This is a genomic window from Desulfosporosinus orientis DSM 765 (assembly GCF_000235605.1).
In the GTDB taxonomy this organism is placed as follows: Bacteria; Bacillota; Desulfitobacteriia; order Desulfitobacteriales; family Desulfitobacteriaceae; genus Desulfosporosinus; species Desulfosporosinus orientis.
On sequence record NC_016584.1, the window covers coordinates 713,821 to 732,927 of the forward strand.

The 19,107-nt window shown below is 42.6% G+C and carries 18 protein-coding genes; 15 read left to right on the top strand and 3 right to left on the bottom strand.

What is annotated here, in order from left to right; translation table 11 throughout:
- Positions 1–35 precede the first annotated feature (35 nt).
- The 8 genes from purB to DESOR_RS03500 all read left to right on the top strand — a co-directional run bounded on the left by purB (position 36) and on the right by DESOR_RS03500 (position 8,883).
- Positions 36–1,334, top strand: a complete 1,299-nt coding sequence (gene purB / locus DESOR_RS03465) for an adenylosuccinate lyase (protein WP_014183222.1) — start codon at positions 36–38, stop codon at positions 1,332–1,334.
- Positions 1,335–1,353: 19 nt separating this feature from the next.
- Positions 1,354–2,067 (top strand): phosphoribosylaminoimidazolesuccinocarboxamide synthase, encoded by a 714-nt coding sequence (gene purC / locus DESOR_RS03470; RefSeq protein WP_014183223.1) that lies wholly within the window; start codon positions 1,354–1,356, stop codon positions 2,065–2,067.
- Positions 2,068–2,119: 52 nt separating this feature from the next.
- The gene (gene purF, locus DESOR_RS03475; protein ID WP_014183224.1) at positions 2,120–3,538 is read left to right on the top strand and encodes an amidophosphoribosyltransferase; all 1,419 of its coding nucleotides are present in this window, start codon (positions 2,120–2,122) and stop codon (positions 3,536–3,538) included.
- 22 nt (positions 3,539–3,560) lie between these two features.
- Positions 3,561–4,574 carry a phosphoribosylformylglycinamidine cyclo-ligase gene (purM, locus tag DESOR_RS03480; RefSeq protein WP_014183225.1) on the top strand — a complete coding sequence of 338 codons (1,014 nt, stop codon included), beginning with the start codon at positions 3,561–3,563 and terminating at the stop codon, positions 4,572–4,574.
- Complete coding sequence (gene purN / locus DESOR_RS03485; RefSeq protein ID WP_014183226.1) at positions 4,571–5,188, top strand: phosphoribosylglycinamide formyltransferase; 618 nt, start codon at positions 4,571–4,573, stop codon at positions 5,186–5,188. The genes purM and purN overlap by 4 nt, the downstream gene beginning before the upstream one ends.
- Entirely contained in the window at positions 5,185–6,729 is a 1,545-nt protein-coding gene (gene purH / locus DESOR_RS03490; protein WP_014183227.1) for a bifunctional phosphoribosylaminoimidazolecarboxamide formyltransferase/IMP cyclohydrolase, read from the top strand. The genes purN and purH overlap by 4 nt, the downstream gene beginning before the upstream one ends.
- Positions 6,730–6,775: 46 nt before the next feature.
- On the top strand, positions 6,776–8,038 hold the full coding sequence (purD, locus tag DESOR_RS03495) for a phosphoribosylamine--glycine ligase (protein WP_014183228.1): 1,263 nt from the start codon (positions 6,776–6,778) through the stop codon (positions 8,036–8,038).
- Positions 8,039–8,331: 293 nt separating this feature from the next.
- Positions 8,332–8,883, top strand: a complete 552-nt coding sequence (locus DESOR_RS03500; RefSeq protein ID WP_014183229.1) for a manganese catalase family protein — start codon at positions 8,332–8,334, stop codon at positions 8,881–8,883.
- 40 nt (positions 8,884–8,923) lie between these two features.
- Here DESOR_RS03500 and DESOR_RS03505 read toward each other — a convergent pair whose 3' ends face one another.
- Entirely contained in the window at positions 8,924–9,241 is a 318-nt protein-coding gene (locus tag DESOR_RS03505; RefSeq protein WP_014183230.1) for a CC/Se motif family (seleno)protein, read from the bottom strand.
- Between the two features lie 81 nt (positions 9,242–9,322).
- Between DESOR_RS03505 and DESOR_RS03510 the strand changes: the two genes are divergently transcribed.
- The 3 genes from DESOR_RS03510 to DESOR_RS03520 all read left to right on the top strand — a co-directional run bounded on the left by DESOR_RS03510 (position 9,323) and on the right by DESOR_RS03520 (position 12,468).
- Entirely contained in the window at positions 9,323–10,519 is a 1,197-nt protein-coding gene (locus DESOR_RS03510) for a helix-turn-helix transcriptional regulator (protein ID WP_014183231.1), read from the top strand.
- Positions 10,506–11,477: a helix-turn-helix transcriptional regulator gene (locus tag DESOR_RS03515; protein WP_014183232.1), complete on the top strand. Its 972-nt coding sequence runs from the start codon at positions 10,506–10,508 to the stop codon at positions 11,475–11,477. The genes DESOR_RS03510 and DESOR_RS03515 overlap by 14 nt, the downstream gene beginning before the upstream one ends.
- Positions 11,478–11,538: 61 nt before the next feature.
- A complete protein-coding gene (locus DESOR_RS03520) occupies positions 11,539–12,468 on the top strand; it encodes a 3'-5' exoribonuclease YhaM family protein (protein ID WP_014183233.1) in 930 nt (309 codons plus the stop codon).
- Between the two features lie 16 nt (positions 12,469–12,484).
- On the opposite strand, the gene DESOR_RS03525 is transcribed toward DESOR_RS03520, so the two are convergent.
- The gene (locus DESOR_RS03525) at positions 12,485–13,186 is read right to left on the bottom strand and encodes a hypothetical protein (protein WP_014183234.1); all 702 of its coding nucleotides are present in this window, start codon (positions 13,184–13,186) and stop codon (positions 12,485–12,487) included.
- 204 nt (positions 13,187–13,390) lie between these two features.
- Here DESOR_RS03525 and DESOR_RS03530 point away from each other — a divergent pair, with 204 nt between their 5' ends.
- Together DESOR_RS03530 and DESOR_RS03535 are read left to right on the top strand one after the other, a co-directional pair.
- Positions 13,391–15,205, top strand: a complete 1,815-nt coding sequence (locus tag DESOR_RS03530; RefSeq protein ID WP_014183235.1) for an ABC transporter ATP-binding protein — start codon at positions 13,391–13,393, stop codon at positions 15,203–15,205.
- Positions 15,206–15,209: 4 nt separating this feature from the next.
- Entirely contained in the window at positions 15,210–15,962 is a 753-nt protein-coding gene (locus DESOR_RS03535; protein ID WP_014183236.1) for an acyl-[acyl-carrier-protein] thioesterase, read from the top strand.
- Here the strand turns inward: DESOR_RS03535 and DESOR_RS28650 are convergent.
- On the bottom strand, positions 15,943–16,251 hold the full coding sequence (locus DESOR_RS28650; protein ID WP_148265222.1) for a hypothetical protein: 309 nt from the start codon (positions 16,249–16,251) through the stop codon (positions 15,943–15,945). The two genes, DESOR_RS03535 and DESOR_RS28650, sit on opposite strands and share 20 nt — an antisense overlap.
- Positions 16,252–16,486: 235 nt before the next feature.
- On the opposite strand from DESOR_RS28650, the gene DESOR_RS03540 reads away from it, so the two are divergent.
- Positions 16,487–16,942 (top strand): pyridoxamine 5'-phosphate oxidase family protein, encoded by a 456-nt coding sequence (locus DESOR_RS03540; protein WP_014183237.1) that lies wholly within the window; start codon positions 16,487–16,489, stop codon positions 16,940–16,942.
- 176 nt (positions 16,943–17,118) lie between these two features.
- The gene (locus DESOR_RS03545) at positions 17,119–19,041 is read left to right on the top strand and encodes a PAS domain S-box protein (RefSeq protein WP_014183238.1); all 1,923 of its coding nucleotides are present in this window, start codon (positions 17,119–17,121) and stop codon (positions 19,039–19,041) included.
- Positions 19,042–19,107: the final 66 nt, after the last annotated feature.

A 19,107-nucleotide genomic window follows, 5' to 3' on the forward strand; every position in this document is an offset into this window, starting at 1 on the left:
CGTAATTATTAATTCCATAGAAAGGATTCTTTAAAATGATTGAACGCTATACACTCCCGGAAATGGGAGGAGTCTGGACCGATGAGCATCGCCTTGCATTATGGTTGAAAATTGAGATCGCTGCCTGTGAAGGATGGGCCAAACTTGGCAAAATTCCCACAGAAGCAGTCGATGTCATTCGCCAAAAAGCATCTTTTTCCTGGTCAAGAGTTCAGGAAATCGAAGAAGTGACCCAGCATGATGTCTTGGCATTTTTGACCAATGTTGCCGAAAATGTGGGAGATGAAGCAAAGCATATTCACCTTGGGCTGACTTCCTCAGATGTCCTGGATACAGCATTATCCCTGCAACTGGTTGAAGCATCGGATATACTCTTGACTAAAATGGAAAGACTACAAGAAGTTTTAGGACGCAGGTCATTAGAACATCAGGATACGCTCATGATGGGGCGAACCCATGGAATTCATGCCGAACCAATAACCTTAGGGCTAAAGTTTGCGTTGTGGTATGACGAGATTAGACGGCAGATAAATCGTTTAAGCTTCGCCCGAGAAGAGATCCGGGTTGGGAAAATATCCGGGGCGGTAGGTACCTTTGCTAATGTTGATCCCTTGGTGGAAGCCCATGTCTGTGAGACGCTGAATCTTAAACCGGCTTTAATATCCACCCAAATACTCCAACGTGACCGGCATGCTTTCTTCATGACTACTCTTGCCGGAATAGCAAGTTCCCTCGATAAAATGGCAACTGAGCTTCGCAACTTGCAGAGAACGGATGTTCATGAAGTGGAAGAAGCCTTTGCGAAAGGCCAGAAAGGTTCTTCAGCCATGCCACATAAGAAAAACCCTATTACTCCGGAGCGCATTTGTGGTATGGCCAGGGTTATCCGGGTCAATGCTCAAGTCGCTTTAGAAAATGTTGCTTTATGGCATGAACGAGATATATCCCATTCTTCAGCGGAGCGGATGATTTTGCCGGACAGCACCATCGCTTTGGACTATATGCTTCATAAGATGACTCAATTAATAGATCGCCTTCAAGTATTCCCGGAACAAATGATGATCAATATCGATAAGGGATGCGGACTTATTTTTTCTCAGCGAGTTATGTTAGCCTTAGTCGACAAAGGGGTCAGTAGGGAAAATGCCTATGCGATGGTTCAGCGTAATGCCATGGAAGCCTGGAATACTAAAGAGCAGTTTAAGTCCTTAATTACTAAAGATTCCAGTATACGTGAACACCTGGATGAAGCTGAAATCAATGATCTCTTTGATTATGGATACCATACAAAACATGTTGGCGATATATTTAAACGTTTAGGGCTTGAAAAATAGTTGGAGAGGGGTAAGAGTAATGGAAAAGTTAGAATTAAAGTACGAGGGAAAAGCTAAGAGAGTGTATGATACTGATGAAAAAGAGTATTTCTGGGTAGCTTATAAGGATGATGCCACTGCTTTTAATGGCGAGAAAAAAGGGCAAATTGTCGATAAGGGCTTAGTTAACAACCAATTGTCAGCCTTATTTTTTGAGGAACTTGAAAAAGCGGGAATTCCCACTCATTTTGTGCGGCTGCTCAGTGACCGGGATATGCTTGTACGTCGTTTGGATATGATTCCTTTGGAAGTTGTCGTGCGAAATATCGTAGCAGGCAGTTTATCCAAGCGTTTAGGAGTTGAAGAAGGATTTGAGCTCTCCCGGCCGGTGGTAGAGTTATATTACAAGGATGATGCTCTGGGAGATCCTATGGTCAATGAATCTCATGTTGCCGCCATGGGGTGGGCTAGCGGAGAAACTGCACGGAAAATCCAGGAAATGGGTTTGAAAGTGAATTCGATTTTACAAGGGATCTTAGTAAAAGCCGGTATCCAGCTGATTGACTTTAAGCTGGAATTCGGAATTTATGAGGGAAAAGTTTATCTTGGGGATGAAATTTCTCCGGATACATGCCGGTATTGGGATATTGAAACGCGGGAAAAACTGGATAAGGACCGTTTCCGTCGTGATTTGGGTAAGGTCGAAGAAGCTTATCAAGAAGTCTATCGCAGAGTGAAAGCGGTTCTCTCATAAGTTTAAATAATGATTAATGTATTTCCGGACGAAGGGGAAAGAGGGGCCGAAAATGTTCGAAATTGGTGAGGACAAGCCTAAAGAAGAATGCGGAGTCTTTGGAATTTATGCTCCCGGTCAAGAGGTTGCTCGTTTGACATACTACGGGCTATATGCTTTGCAGCATCGTGGGCAGGAAAGTGCCGGTATTGCGTCTTCGGATGGATTGAGCATTTCTGTGCATAAAGGAATGGGCTTGGTTTCAGAAGTTTTTTCTGACAGCATTGTCCAGAACTTGAAAGGAAAGATGGCAATTGGCCATGTGCGATACTCTACTACTGGCTCGAGCTTGTTGGCGAATGCTCAGCCTTTAGTGGTTCATTATCAAAAAGGTATGATGGCTTTGGCTCATAACGGGAATTTAACCAACGCTTCCGACCTTCGTGATGAACTGGGAAAGAATGGGGCTGTCTTTCAAACCACCGTCGATAGCGAAGTAGTTATTAACCTGATTACCCGGTATCGCAGAGATACCTTGGAAGATGCCTTAGTAAAGACGATGATGGATTTACGCGGAGCCTACGCTTTAGTGATTCTGGCAGAGGATAAGCTTTTTGGTATTCGGGACCCTCATGGGGTTCGTCCCTTGTGCATTGGCAAGTTAGGCGACTATTACTGTCTGGCTTCTGAGAGCTGCGCGTTAGATACTATCGGTGCAGAATTCGTAAGAGACGTAGAGCCCGGTGAAATCGTTGTGATTGATGAAGAGGGATTGCGTTCCCGGAGAGGGTTAGAGAAGACAACCCGTGCTGCTTGTGCTTTTGAGTATATTTATTTTGCGCGGCCGGACAGTACTATGGATTCGTTGAATATTGCCGAAAGCCGCCGGCAAATGGGTATTGAATTAGCCAATGAATGTCCCATTGAAGCAGATCTTGTTATTGCTGTTCCGGACTCCGGGACAGCTTCGGCTCTGGGCTATGCAACAGCCTTAGGAATATCCTTTGGCGAAGGACTCATCAAAAATCGTTATGTCGGCAGAACCTTTATTCAACCGACACAAGCTATGCGGGAAGTTGCTGTTCGACTTAAACTTAACGCCAATGCCAGTGTTCTTAAAGATAAACGTGTAGTAATGATCGATGATTCCATTGTTCGCGGAACCACCAGTTCAAAATTAGTTGAAATGGTTAAAAAAGCAGGAGCGAAGGAGGTCCATTTCTTAATTAGTTCTCCTCCAGTAGCTTATCCTTGTTTTTATGGCATTGATACGGCAGAACGAGAAAAGCTTATTGCTAATCAATTAGATGTTGCCGGCATTCGAAAGTATGTTGGTGCGGATTCCTTGCATTATATTTCTGAAGAGGGTTTGCTGCGGGCCTTGGGCACTAAGGATGTTTGTTTAGCTTGTTTTAACGGCAGCTATCCGATTCCGGTTTCCAGATTAAATCGAGGAAAGAATAATTTCGAGTCTCAGAATTATTGCGGATGAGCTTATTGGAGGAGGAACAACGTTGGGATACACATACCGAGACGCGGGTGTTGATATTCAAGCAGGCAATGAAGTTGTAGAACGCATCAAACCGGCTGTCGCCCGGACTTTGCGCCCCGAGGTTCTCGGCGGACTTGGGGGATTTGGCGGACTTTTCAAATTGGATTTGGCGAAATATCCAAATCCCGTGCTTGTTTCCGGAACAGATGGAGTAGGAACGAAGCTCCGGCTGGCGTTCCAAATGAATCGCCATGACAGCATTGGGCAAGACGCTGTTGCCATGTGCGTCAACGACATTTTAGTTCAAGGCGCAGAACCATTGTATTTTCTCGATTACTTAGCAGTCGGCAAGGTAGACCCGGAACGGCTTGCTGAAGTTGTGGGCGGTGTGGCCAGAGGGTGTGAAATGGCCGGTTGTGCTTTGATTGGGGGAGAAACAGCAGAAATGCCGGGTTTCTATGCCGAGGATGAATACGATATTGCAGGATTTTCAGTGGGAGTTGTCAATGCAGACCAACTAATTGACGGTTCGCATATTCAAGCGGGAGATATTCTCATTGGCTTGCCCTCATCAGGCCTTCATAGCAACGGCTTTTCGTTAGCTCGAAAAATATTCGAAAAGCATTCTTTGCATGAAGTTTTGCCTGAGTTGGGTGAAGGCCTTGGGGAAGCTTTGCTTCGCCCAACCCGAATTTATGTCAAGCCTGTTTTAAAACTGCTTTCCAGCCATAATATCTTGGGGATGGCCCATATTACCGGCGGCGGCCTGACGGAAAATCTGCCGAGAATTTTGCCGGAGGGTTTAGGGATTCAGTTAAATAGCTCTGCGTGGGAGCAGCCTCCTATTTTTAACCTCATTCAACAATTGGGAGATGTGGCATGGCCGGAAATGTACCGTACTTTTAATATGGGAATCGGTTATGTTCTGATTGTGCGGGCCGGTGATGAGAAGCAAGTACGTCAAGATCTCGAAGAGATGAACGAGAAGAGCTTTGTTATAGGAACCGTTGTCAAGGGAGAAGGGGTGGCATATTGAGGACAGCAATACTCGCATCCGGTCGAGGCAGTAATTTGCAAGCCTTGATTGATGCCTGCAGAAATGATACCCTAGCTATTAAGATTATTGCTGTCGGATCGGACCACGCTGGTGCCGGTGCCTTGAAAATTGCGGAAGACGCCGGAATACTAACCGGTATTTTTCAAGCAGAGGATTACTCCAGTCGGCAAGCTCAAGAGGATGATATCTTGCGCTGGCTGCGGGAGAACCAAATAGAACTCTTGCTTTTAGCGGGATATATGAGGGTTTTAGGCCCCCGGTTCTTGCGTCAAGCTGAATTTCCGGTTCTGAATATTCATCCCTCATTACTGCCTGCCTTCCCAGGGCTCCATGCTCAGCGACAAGCTCTTGAATATGGGGTTAAAGTCAGCGGTTGTACAGTTCACTTCGTGGATGAAGGTTTGGATAGCGGCCCGATTATCTTGCAGGAAGCTGTACCTGTATTAGCTGAGGATACGGAAGAAAGCTTGTCTCAGAAGATTTTGGCAGTAGAACATCGACTCTATCCTGAAGCCGTTCGATTGGTATCATTAGGAAAGGTCAAACGGATTGGGCGGAGAGTGCAGATTTTACAACAGGAGGAATTGGGATGAAGCGAAGAGCGATCATAAGCGTTTCAGACAAAACTGGGGTAGTTGCTTTAGCGCGAGAACTAGTTGATTTAGGCTTTGAATTAATTTCCACAGGAGGAACTTACAAAGTACTGGATGAAGCCAATATTCCGGTGAAATATGTCAGCGAAGTAACCGGATTCCCTGAGGTTTTAGACGGTCGAGTGAAGACTCTTCACCCCTTAATTCATGGCGGAATTTTAGCTCGTGACAGTGTTAAGCATATGCAGCAAATGGAGCAGAATGGAATCCTGTATATTGACTTAGTTGTGGTTAATCTCTATCCTTTCCGGGAGACCATTGCCAAGCCAGGAGTAACCTTTGAAGAGGCTATTGAAAATATTGATGTTGGCGGGCCGACTATGGTGCGTGCTGCTGCCAAGAATCATGGCAGGGTTACGGTTTTAGTTAATCCGGAAGCTTATGAGGAAGTTTTAAGTGTACTTCGTGAAACAGGAAATGTTCCTGCGGGTATGCGTAAACGACTTGCTGCTGAGGCCTTTGCTCATACTGCAGAGTATGACCGCCTTATTGCCGGCTATTTAGAACGTCAAATTGAACCGCCTGATACTTTTCCTGAAACGCTGCGCATAACTGCAAAAAAAGTTCAGGAATTGCGTTATGGAGAAAATCCTCAGCAAAAAGCTGCCTTTTATATTAACTCAGAAGCCGGGGTGGGGACTTTGGCTAATGGGAAACAACTTCAAGGCAAAGAGCTGTCCTATAATAATTGGATGGATATGAATGCTGCTTGGAAACTGGTGCGTGAATTTGAAGCTTGTGCTGCGGCCATTATTAAACACACCAATCCCTGTGGTGTGGCAATTGGCAAGACTCCCGTAGAAGCCTACGAAAGTGCGTTTGCCGCCGATCCGGTATCCGCTTTTGGAGGAATTATCGCCTTTAACAGAGTAGTAGATGCTCCATGCGCTGAAGCACTTAGTGATCGTTTCTATGAAGTGATTGTAGCTCCGGAATTCAGCCCGGAAGCTCGCGAGATTCTTAGTGCTAAGTCAAATCTTCGACTTTTTGTAGTTGGAAGAGGGGACTTAGGGAAAATAATGTCCGGCTGGGTGTCCAGGAGTGTTGAAGGAGGTTATCTCGTTCAAGAAGTCGATTGCGGGACAACCCCTGTTAAGGAATGGGAGCTCATGACAGAACAGAAACCGACGGAAGAAGATCTCGCTGCTCTTGATTTTGCTTGGCGAATTGTGAAACATGTCAAGTCCAATGCCATAGTTGTAACGGATCATAAGAGTACACTGGGAGTTGGAGCAGGACAAATGAATCGAGTAGGCTCTGTTAAAATTGCCTTGGAACAGGCTGGAGATAAGGCGAAAGGAGCCTATTTAGCCTCGGATGCATTCTTTCCGTTTCCAGACTCTATAGAGGAGGCTGCTAAAGCAGGAATACGAGGAATTGTTCAGCCAGGGGGATCTCGCAATGATGCTGCGGTGATCGAAGCTGCTAATCGTTTAAATATTGTTATGCTGTTTACGCATCGCAGACATTTTCAACACTAATAATTGAGAACAGGGATAAGTTTACTGGTAAGGGAGGCGGGAATCAGTGGGTAAGCACAGAGTGCTCATTATAGGCAGTGGCGGACGGGAACATGCTTTAGCTTGGAAGCTGTCACAAAGCCCGGAGCTTGAATGTTTGTTTGTTGCACCTGGAAATGCAGGGACTGTTATGTGGAATGTCCCAATTCCGGTTCAGGATATTGCCGGATTAGTGGAGTTTGCTCTTAAGGAGAATATCGATCTTACTGTGGTTGGACCGGAAGATCCTCTGAGTTTAGGGATTGGTGATGCCTTTAAGGAGGCTGGACTTAGGATCTTTGGGCCAAATCAGGCTGCCGCCCAACTTGAAGGAAGCAAATCCTTTGCTAAAACAATTATGGAATCGGCACAGGTACCGACAGCTAAGTGGCAAGTTTTTGAAGATCCTATTTTGGCCAAGGAGTTTATTCAAAGAATTGGCGCGCCTTGTGTTTTAAAAGCGGACGGTCTTGCGGCGGGCAAAGGTGTTATCGTGGCTATGGACTTGGAAACTGCGATTCAAGCGGTGGATGAGATAATGGATGGCAGTTTTGGCTCAGCGGGTAAAAAACTGCTCGTCGAAGAATTTTTAGAGGGGCAAGAAGTAAGTTTATTATGTTTTTCTGATGGGAAGACAGCTCTGCCTATGGTTCCGGTTCAGGATCACAAGCGGGCGTTAGATGGTGACCTTGGCTTAAATACGGGGGGTATGGGTACCTATAGTCCCCCTCCCATTTGGACCGATGAACTTGAAACAACGGTAATGCGCGATTTAGTAGTTCCTACCTTACGGGTTATGGAAGAACGAGGAGCCCCTTTTGTGGGAGTGCTATTCCTGGGACTGATGCTAACGGATCAGGGTCCCAAACTGTTGGAGTATAATGTTCGGTTTGGTGATCCTGAAACACAAGTTGTGATGAAACGTATGGAATCTGATCTTTTGCCTATTCTTTGGGCTTGCACGGAAGGTCGCCTTTCTGAAGTTGGGCTGGAGTGGAAAAAAGAAGTCGCTGTTTGTGTTGTTATGGCTGCTCAGGGTTATCCTCTAGCCTATATTAAGGGGACTCCCATCAAACTGCCGGACAATGGCACTAAGGATGCCGTTATCTTTCATGCCGGGACAGGGATCAGTGAAGGAGAACTGGTAAGTGCCGGCGGTCGGGTGTTAGGTGTAACGGCTGAGGCAAGAACCCTTCAGGAGGCTCGAGAAAAGGCCTATGCTCTTGTAGATCAAATAGATTTTCCTAATGCTCATTATCGACAAGATATCGGCCTGAAAGGGCTGGGATAATAAATTCCATAATTAGGTTTAACATATTCTTCACACAAAGTTCATGGGAACGTAACAGTGGTAGTCTATACTGAATATAGTACATGACTACCCGTTCTTTAACGGTTAATATAAATTCTTCTCATTTTTTCCCCTTCTTTCTTTCTTTTTTCCCTTCCTTAAAATAAGGAGGGGTTTTCTTTTTTTGGTAATAATTGTTTTTGCGGCATAATGATTGTTAGACCACCTGTGACCTCCTAGATAAGGGCCACATATAATAAAGGCAGGATTCTTTAAATAGGGGGTGTATGGAAGTGTTTAATTACCATAAACGTCTTTTTTATCCGGTTCATGTTGAACGTCAAGATCCGGCCTTTGCAAAAGTGCTGTTAGAACATTATGCCGGGAAGGACAGTGAGCTATCCTCAGCTTTGCAATACTTCAATCAACGTTCGAATATATCCAATCGACCTATTCGCGAATTGTTAGGCATCATTGCTGCTGAAGAATTAGGGCATATGGAATTAATTTCGGTAGCCATTAGTAAATTAGGAGGCCTGCCGCTAACACTTAATAATATTCAAGTGCCAGCGGAGAAGTTAGATTTAGATAAAAACCTTGATGTGATGACGATGCTGCAAATGGACATAAAAGCTGAAAGCAGGGTAGGTCGACTATACCGAAAACATATGGAATTAACCAATGATGTATATATGAAAAAATTGCTTAAGTTTCTAATTGAGAGAGGAGAAGTACATAAATATTTATTAAAAAAAGCTCAGAAGTTAATCAAAAAAAATGGGTCTCAGGAGGAATTCAATGAGCTGATTTACGACTATAAAATGAGCTTACAGGTATTGAAGTGATCAGGGGATTAGAAACATAAAAGTCGGCCTAAGGCCGACTTTAGTATCTAATAACCCAATCTGTAACCATCAATTGTTCTGACCATCCAAATCCTTTAGTATCAATTGTCAACTCTGCTTTTCGGATTAAATCACGGTCATAATACACCGTGATCCCTTCAACATAAAATTCATAAAAATTTTCAAGTTTTCTAGGACTACCTTTGCGTACGGCTGGAGGAGTTGAGAGAGGGATGCAGCATTCAGTTAAGACCATGCGCTTGATATACAGCTTGTTTTTTTTTGTTTTTTGGAGGAATTCTCTGGCCTTTTGTGTAATGTTAATAGTCATATCTATACTCATAGGCTTAGGATCCAACGGTGATTTTCACCTCCTTAGCATTCCATTCATTATTCTATCATTTTTGATGATCGTTGCAAGGATTGGGGGTTAAGATGTTTGGACAAGATCGCACGTCAGCGTGAAATCGTCAAATGTATAGCCACAGAGCCCTGGGTATATTCCCTCCCAAGCCTGGCCTTAAAGTTAGGAGTGAATTTGGTAACGGTACAAAGAGATCTCCGAGAAATGAAGGACAATGGTTTCCAATTTAAGCAAAATGATACTGAAAAGCTATATCTGGAGGCTAGCGGCTGGAATGGGGCTTTGCCTGTCAAGACAGCTAACCTTCGCCAGATGGAGATTTTACGGATGCTTACTTCTACACCTGCAGGTTTGACTCTTGGGGAACTGTATAAACGCCTGAATCGCCAGGACAAAGAAGAGATTAGCAGCAAAACCCTGGAGAGGGCTCTAAAAGGCTTAGTAGAGAAGCACATTATTGAGTATAAAGAACAAAAGTATTCCATTTGCTCAGAACAAATGCTTCCACCCCTTCAGCTAAATAATCTGGAAAAGACAGTTTTATTAGAAGCATTAAATCTAGCCCATGCTTTTGCCCCAATTCCTGAGGAAATGAAAACTTTAGAAGCCAAACTTAAACTATGGATTGGGCAAAACTCTCAATCAAGGGCTGCACTTTTTGTCCAAGGCAGAACACCTACTCAGGATGTCCATCAAAGTCAATGTTGTCTGCTTTTGGAAGAAGCCGCACGGGATAAAAAACAGGTTGAAATTCTCTACCGCAAGGATGAGGGGGCAGCGCGTCAAATTCGTCTCAATCCATTGGGGATTGTTTATTATTGGGTTCTTGATAATTGGTACCTCATTGCTCAAGATGAACAAGACCAAAAGATTAAGACGTATTTGGTAAATCGGATTATCGATATTACAAAATCAGATAAACTCTTTCCCCCTATTGAAGGCTTTGATCTAAAAACTTGGTATCAAAATGCCTGGGGAGTTTATCGGGATGAAAAGCCTGTGTTAGTAAAAATTCGATTTCGTGATTACTATTCAACTATCAATCGTGTCAAAACGGAACTTGCCTCGCGTAAGACCTGCACGTTGATGGAAGATAGAGACGGTTTGCTGATGTTAGATCGAGTTGAAGGATTAGAAGAGTTGGCAGTATGGTTACGAGGATTCGGTGCCGGGGCAGAGGTTCTGGAACCTTTGGTACTTCGAGAGAAAGTTTTTGAGGAATATAGGCAGCTCCTGAGAATGTATGGAGGGGATTCATATGGACTCGATTGAGCGCATCAGGAAAATTATGGCTTTGATAGAGATCCATCCTGAAGGGTTATCCGGCCGTGATTTGGCCGATGCTTGCGGGGTTCCCTGGGGTACGATGAAACAAGACCTCAGACTAATGGCATCATCCATTGAAACTCCTTTCCCATTGTACACAGACAGGGATGAAGAAAGTGAGGATGAGAAGGAGTTATTTCAGCCCCATGTTAAATGGTTTATGGCCTCTGCAGAAAAGAGATATACTCCGGTCCATTTAAATGTCCGGGAGGGGCTGACAATCCTAAGAATAATTGACTTTTTGCAGGAGGACAATTCTTTTAAGGATAGGCTCAGACAAAAGATTTTGTCGGGTTTTGATTTTGGAGAAGAAGAGAGTTATCGTTATATTAAAGGGGAACTTTCACCCATAGAGCCGCTGCAAGGGCAAACCTTTACTTTGATAGAAAAGGCTGTTAGGAATACCAAGCGGATAAGGATCTTTTTCAATGAAAGAAAAATTATTGTGGATCCTTTAGGCATTGTTTATTACTCGCGTTTAAGATATTGGTATCTTGTTGCACGAGAGAGGGATGTGACTAAGACTTACCGACTGAACAATATCCAAGAAGTTGATGAGACCAGCGAATCCTTTCAATACCCTGACGGCTTTTCCCTTAAGGCTTGGTTAGGACCACGCTGGGGAATGGAATATGGGGATTTGCTTCCTGTTAAAGTGCGTTTTTTAAATCGCTCGCAGACTCTTGCCAAGGTTAGAAAAGACGTAGCCCATCGCGATAGTAAATTAACCTTATTAGAAGATGGTTCCCTATTATTCCAGGATGAAATCATTGGAGTTAATGAATTCATCACTTGGATATTAGGGTTCGGTTCAGCTGCTCAAATTCTTGAACCGGTTGAACTTCGTTCCCTTATTCTCGAGAAGATTCGAGAGACCCTAAAAAACTATAGGGATAGATTATAAAACACTCACTTTCTATAAGGTGGGTGTTTCAAGTTAATGTAAGAAAGGATGAATGAAGTCAATGCTTAAAGAATGTAAAGCCGGGGAACGATTTGAAGGGATACTGTTAATTAATGAGTGGAAAGAGGTTCCTTTCCGTCAAAAACCCGGTTCATATATAACCTTAACCTGTCAGGATCGGTCGGGAACGATTCAAGGGAAGATTTGGAATTATGAGCCCCAAGTTCTGGTTTGGTTAAACGAACAAGACGTTTTTTATGTTAAAGGGATGATTTCCGAATATCGTGGTACCCTGGACCTTACCGTTGAGACCATTCGCTTAGTACCAAAAGAAGAGGTGGATTTAACCGAACTTCTTCCCAGCTCCCCGGTAGATTTAGAGGTGCTGGAACGAAGGCTTGATCTTCTAATCAAAAAAATTTTCCAGCCGGAACTGAGAGTTCTGCTGGAGCAGTTCTTTAAACATCCCGAAAAAGGGGACACTTATAGGAGGGCCCCTGCAGCTATAAAAATTCATCAAGCTTATCTGCGCGGACTCTGGGAGCATAGTCTGAGAGTTGCTGAAATAGCAGAGGGAATAGCCAGGCTTTATCCTGGTATAGACTATGACTTAGTTGTAGCAGGAGCGCTTTTGCATGATGTGGGCAAGATTCGTGAGTACGCCTATGACAGAGGAATTAAGTTCACTACTGATGGAAGGCTGCTGGGTCATATCATTCTAGGAATTGAACTATTAACTGAGGAGATTGCCAGTATACCGGATTTCCCCAATGAGCTTCGCTCTAAATTATTGCACATTCTTGCCAGTCATCACGGTAAATACGAATGGCAATCCCCTAAAAAACCAAAGCTGATGGAAGCGTTAGTCATTCACTACGCTGATGCCCTGGATGCAGAGCTTTGGCAATTTGAGCAGGCTAAAGAAAACTATCCCAATGATGATTGGTCACCTTATATTCCAAATATGGAGCGTTATTTCTACCTGAAATAGTTTTTAAAATTGTTAATTAGGCATGGTTAATTTTCATTAACTCATAATCCCAAAAACGATTGGCAATAAGACGAAGACAGAAAGGGTGGTTCCACCAGATCTCAGGGTTGTCCAGGGAAAGCATGAGAGCATAGGCTTGGCGGCAAGTGAATAATAAGGGGTAATTCTTGGTAATGTGTGCTAGAACATTAAGAATAGCTTCTCGCCGTTCAGGATGAAATAAGTTCTGGATATAGCGGCGGCTGTGAGGAGATAGACGAAATCGTGTTAAGTCCGAAGAAAGGGGGCTGATTTCTTTTTTAGTAAAGGACACTACTTCAAATTCCGGAAGGTCGGCTAAGAGATCGGCTGTTTTCAAAAATCGAACCAGGTTTTCTTGAACTTCAAGGAAAGGAAAAGCGACAATTCCGGGAGTTGAGGCAAGGATTCGAATGCGTAAGAGGTTAGCTTGAATGAAGGTCTCATTAATGGTAAAGCTAGGAATCTGTTTGAGCATATATTGGATGAGAGCTGCTATAACATGATTGCCTTCAAGAGCCTGTTCTTCCCAAGCTGGTAACAGGCAAAGAATGTCCCTTGCTAAATTAGGATAGGATTTAGCAAAAAGTTGATAGTCTATAATGCTGCTGAAGGATTCTTGGGTAGGGTTAGAGAGTAAGCTGCGCCGCAATTCTGGATGGACGGCAATAGAAACTGTATCTTCATCAGAGTTGTACATCGAAGGGTCCTCCTCCGTAGTTTTTCTCGAGATCATTCTGTGTAATAGTGTATGTTTTTTATTGGGTTCTATCCTAAAGAATTACGCCGGTAGGCAAGGCATTTGTCTGAACAATAGACTTACCTGCATACTGGCGTAATTCTGAGACCAGACTACTATGTTATAATAGTCTTGGATGGGGCTTTTATACTAGGAGTTGATACTATGAGACTAGGAGTTAGCAGATTGCGATTTGCCAATGAGAAAATAGAAATGCCGCGGGTTACGAAAAAGATGCTCACAAGAATTGTTAGTTACTTTTTGCCTTATTGGACCAAAATGCTGTTAGTAACAGTTATTATAATAACGAATGCCATATTGGGTCTTGTTCCGCCGATACTAATTAAACATATTATTGACAGTGCTTTACCGGAAAAGGACCTGACTCAATTAGGAATGCTGATCATATTTTCCATAGGAGTTACGGTCATTTTAGGACTGCTGCAAGTGGCACAGGCCTATCTGAATGTCTGGATTGCCAAACATATCATCTTAAACATGAAAAATCAAATGTATGCCCATTTACAGAAGATGTCCATTAACTTCTATACGGCTGCTAAGCCCGGCGAGATAATCACTAGGATCACAAGCGACATTGATGGAATTCAGGATATCTTTAATACAACCGTTGTCAGTGCTTTGACAAGTATGGTTGTGCTTATCTCGACGGCTGTAGTACTAATAGGAATGAATTGGAAGTTAGCCGTTGTTGGCATGATTATTCTGCCAACCTTTATTATTCCTACTCGAAAAGTAGGAAAAGTTCGCTGGAAAATAGCTAAAGAAAGCCAAGAGAAAATCAGTGATCTGAATCAGATGGTCCAAGAGTCCTTTAGTATCAGTGGGGCTCTGCTGTCCAAGATTTTCACAAAAGAAAAGGCTGAGCTGGAAAGTTTCAAGAAAATTAATCATGAAGTTATCAACTTACAAATTAAGGAATCCGTTGTTGGACGTTGGTTCAGGATGACAATAACAACCTTTATCGCTGTGGGGCCCATGCTTATTTACTTTTATGGAGGATATTTGTTTATTAAAGGTGAACTCTCAATAGGGAGCATTGTAGCTTTTGTGGCCTTATTGGGCAGGCTTTATGCGCCGGTTTCCCAGCTTTCGAATATCCATATTGACATCACCAGATCCTTGGCATTATTTCAAAGAATCTTTGATTACTTAGATAAGAGAGCAGAGATCGAGAATAAACCTGGGGCTATTGAGTTAGAGGAGGTACAAGGAAAGGTAGAATTTAATAAGGTGCATTTTTCCTATACAAAGAGTGTAAAAGTCTTAGATGATATAAGTTTTTCCGTTGAGCCAGGCATGATGATTGCTTTAGTTGGGTCGAGCGGGGTGGGAAAAACCACTATTACTAATTTAATCCCAAGGCTGTATGAGGTTAATCAAGGCAAGATTACCATTGATGATTTGGATATTAGGGATGTTACTCTGGAATCCCTGCGTAATAACATTGGAGTTGTTATGCAGGAACCCTACCTTTTTAATGCTACCATTGAAGAAAATCTTAGGTATGGTAAAAATGACGCCACAGAGCAAGAAATGATCGCAGCCTGTAAAGCGGCTTATATTCACGATTTTATTATGAATCTGCCGGATAAGTATCAAACTGTCGTCGGAAATAGAGGTATTAAGTTGTCGGGCGGAGAAAAACAAAGAGTATCCATTGCTCGAGTTATTTTAAAAGACCCTAGAATCATTATTCTTGATGAGGCAACATCCTCTTTAGATTCCGTTTCTGAAAAGTTCATTCAAAAGGCTCTGGTGCCGTTGTTAAAGGATAGAACTAGTTTTGTAATTGCTCACCGCTTGTCCACTGTGTTAGCAGCGGATCAGATTTTTGTAATTGAGAATGGCACAATTGCTGAAAGCGGCAGGCATGAAGAATTAATCAGGAAAAACGGACTCTATCGAAAGATTTATGATACGCAATTTAATGACAATTCTGAAATATGTAAAGGCGGATGAAAAAATGGACGATACTAATTATAAAATCACATTCAAGATTCACTATCATGAGGTTAATCTCCACGAGCAAGCAACCCCTTTGACGATGCTGCATTACTTAGAGGATACAGCCATTGCCCATTCTCAGGCGGTGGGGCAAGGCATCGAACAGCTAAAAGAAAAGAAGCAAGCTTGGATTTTAAACCGATGGCAGTTGCAAATGGACCTTTACCCTGTACTTGGAGAAACGGTCACCATCGAAACTTGGTCTGCCGGTTTTGAACGTTTTTACGGATCGCGGGATTTTTTGATCAAAGACAGTGAAGAGAGAATTATCGGCAGAGCAACGTCTTTGTGGATTTTCTACAATTCAGAGCGCAAACGGCCTTTAAGAATTCCCCCGGAATTTGAAGAGGCTTACGGAGTAAACTCAAAGCGGGCCCTCGAAGCATCCGTCCTGGAATCTGAGGAAAGTACACCCATCGAAGAAAGAGAGCAGACCTTTTCCGTCAGACGCAGTGATATTGATACCAATGGACATGTTAATAATGTCAACTATCTGGAGTGGATGCTGGAAGCAGTTCCTGAAGAGGTCTACAGTAATAAGCGTTTGGCTGCTTTAGAGATAGTTTATAGGAAAGCAGCAACCTATGGGACTGATATCTATTCAAAATGCATTGCCCTGAATTCCACGGAAGACCATATTATTTGCAGGCATACCATTGTTAATAAGGGTGACCTTGAAGAGCTTGCCATTGCTAAGACAGTTTGGGTGTAATTTTATGCAGCTTTAGCCACGGACGAAGCAAACGGGTGGCTAGTTTTAAAGGATTTAGGTGTTTATTATTGAGTATTTTTTGAGTAATATCATGATTTACCAGAGATACTAAACTGTCTAATTGAGAATTGTCCAAAAGCTCCAATGTTCGGCGCAGCACCAAGGAGTGCCGGTAACTGCTTCTAAAGGGCCGAGTAAGGTTGGCGTAATTTCCCAATCCGCAGAGGTCTTGCGCGGCATAAATTCCTGTCATCATCGATTCAAACTGACCGAAGCCAAAGCCTGGCATGACTGACCCAAAGCAATTGCCGACGAAAACGGTATTTCCGATTCGGGGTTCTGCGCTCAAGCCAAGAATATACCGTGTGACTTCGAACCGATCAGTAATCCTTAAAGGCTGTTTGAATTCGGTTCGGGCTAAGGAATAAAATCCGTCCCATAATTTGTCCTATTATTCTCTATGAATTAGATTGTTATGAACTTATCAATTTTTTACCAACACGATAAGGAAAAGAGGTAAAAGTATGCGCAGAAGTGAGAAAGAAATTAAGGATCCATTAATTTTGGATGAAATTATGAAGAAGGCTCAGGTTTGCCGGTTAGCTGTATCTTATCAAGACATGCCCTACATCATTCCTATGAATTTTGGCTATGCGGATAGAGTACTCTACTTTCATTCTGCTCAGGAGGGCTTGAAACTTTTGATTTTACAAGAGAATCCGCAAGCTTGTTTCGAGGTTGAGATTAATACACAGCTTGTTACCAGCAAGCAGGCATGCAACTGGAGTATGCGCTATCAGAGTGTTGTGGGCTTTGGGGAAGTGGAATTTATTAATGATCTTGCTGCTAAACGTGAAGCAATGGGAATTATCATGAAGCAATATTCCAATGATTTGCCTTTGCCAACGGATAATGCTTTAGCAGGAGTTACCCTTTTTAAGTTAAATGTCAACACTATGACCGGAAAACAATCCCAGTGATCGATTAATCACATATGCTCTAAGGATTTGCATCATACTATCTCTAATTATGTAAAGGAATATTGAAGAATTTGTCGAAACAATACCTAATAAGTAAAAAATCAGTTACTTAATGATATGATATTAAGTTCCATGGACATGACCGCAATCTTAGTGAGAAAAGTGGTATAAAAATAATGTCAGTCAATGAAATCATGGAATTAAAGCAAAGAATTGAATCTCTGGAAGCGGCTTTGGAAGAGGCTCGGGAGGATAATAGGTTTTGGGGAAAGTTTTTTTTAGAAAATAGTTGGGGCATGGTCATCGCCGATACTATCGATGGCAAAATGCTGAGAGTCAATCCTCGCTATGCCCAAATGCATGGTTATCAGCCCCTCGAGTTAATCGGAAAATCAATCTACGATGTGATTTGTGCACCGGGACACCAGAAAGACCGGCTGCAGGTTGAACCAAAGCTCGATCAGGATCGTTATGAGTACAATTCCGTGCACGTAAGGAAAGACGGGACTTGTTTTCCTGTTCATATCTATAATCGGGAAATTACAGTTAATAAAAGGCGCTTGAGAATTGTTTCTATTTGGGATATTACGGAAAATGAGCTTAAGAGGAAGGAATTTGTCAAGTATCGTGAAAGCTTGGAAGCTTTAGTGAAATTTCGTACGGATGAATTGGAAAAGACAAATGAGCGCCTTCGCATTGAAATCCAGCATAAGGAAACTGCCGAAAATGAGTTAGCAAAGATTAATGAAGAAATGTTTAATATCCTTGACAGTATTGAAGACTATTTTAAAGCCGTTAATCGTGAATGGGTTATTACCTATGCCAATAAGGCAATGGTTAAAGCCCTTGAAGCTAATGGGTTTAGCGGCAATATTGTGGGACGTGATTATTGGGAAGTTTACGAGGGATTTAGCAAAGCCATTAATGATGCTTGTGAAAAGGTTATGAATTATAGGGTGCCCACTCGATTTGAAACTTTTGCCCAATCCATAAAACAATGGGTTGAAGTGAGCATTTACCCTACTGGCAATGGGATCTCCATTTTCCTTCGCAACATAGAGGAAAAACGAAAAATTGAAAAAGCTATTGAAGAAGAGAATCATCGTCTATATTCGTTATTCAATAGTTTTCCGGGGTTAATCTATGTTCAGGAAGAAAATCATAAGATACGTTTTGCAAACGAGGCTTTCCAGGCAAAATTTGGTGCCTGCCTTGAGCAAGCCTGCTATGAAGTTATCGCCGGCAAATCCTTGCCTTGTACCGATTGTATGAGTTCTCATGTGCTTAGGAGCCTTACACCGGTCTGGAAAGAGATGGTTTTTGACAACCGCATTTATGAAGTGTATTCTCAGCCTTTTATAGATGCCAATGGGTCTAGATTAATTTTCAAGGTACTTCTTGACATTACGGATAGACGGAGTGCTGATCAAGAAATGGCTCGTTTTGAAAGGCTTAATATAGTGGGAGAAATGGCAGCAGGTATTGCTCACGAGGTCAGGAATCCCCTGACCACAGTTCGTGGTTTTTTGCAATTGCTTCAATCCAAAAAAGAGACGATTGACTACCATGATTATTATCAACTCATGAGGGATGAATTGGATCGAGCCCTTTCCATTCTAACGGACTTTTTAGGTTTGGCGAAAGATGGATCTTATCAGTTTGAATTGATCAATATAACAAAAACTGTCACAGCCCTTGCACCCCTCTTAACGGCAGATGCGATTAATCAAGACAAGAAAATTGTTTTTGAGCTTAGGGAAGTTCCCAATTCAATAGGAAGCGAAAATGAGCTGCGGCAATTGATTCTAAATTTAACAAGGAACGGGCTTGAGGCAATGCCTAAAAATACAACTCTGACAATTCAGACCTATCAATGGGATAATGATATTGTACTTAGGGTTTGTGACCAAGGCGGAGGAGTTGATCCTGCCGTTTTGGATAAGTTAGGCACTCCTTTTTTGACTACTAAAGAACAAGGGACAGGATTAGGAATTGCAACCTGTAAAAGAATTGCTGAACGGCATAAGGCAGTTCTGGATTTTAAGTCTAAAGAGACTGGAACTGTGGTTACGGTTAAGTTTCCCGCACCTGAATTTTGAGGACGTAATTATAAATTTTAATAATATAATATTAATACATAGAAAAGCCACCCCATGCTGATTTTG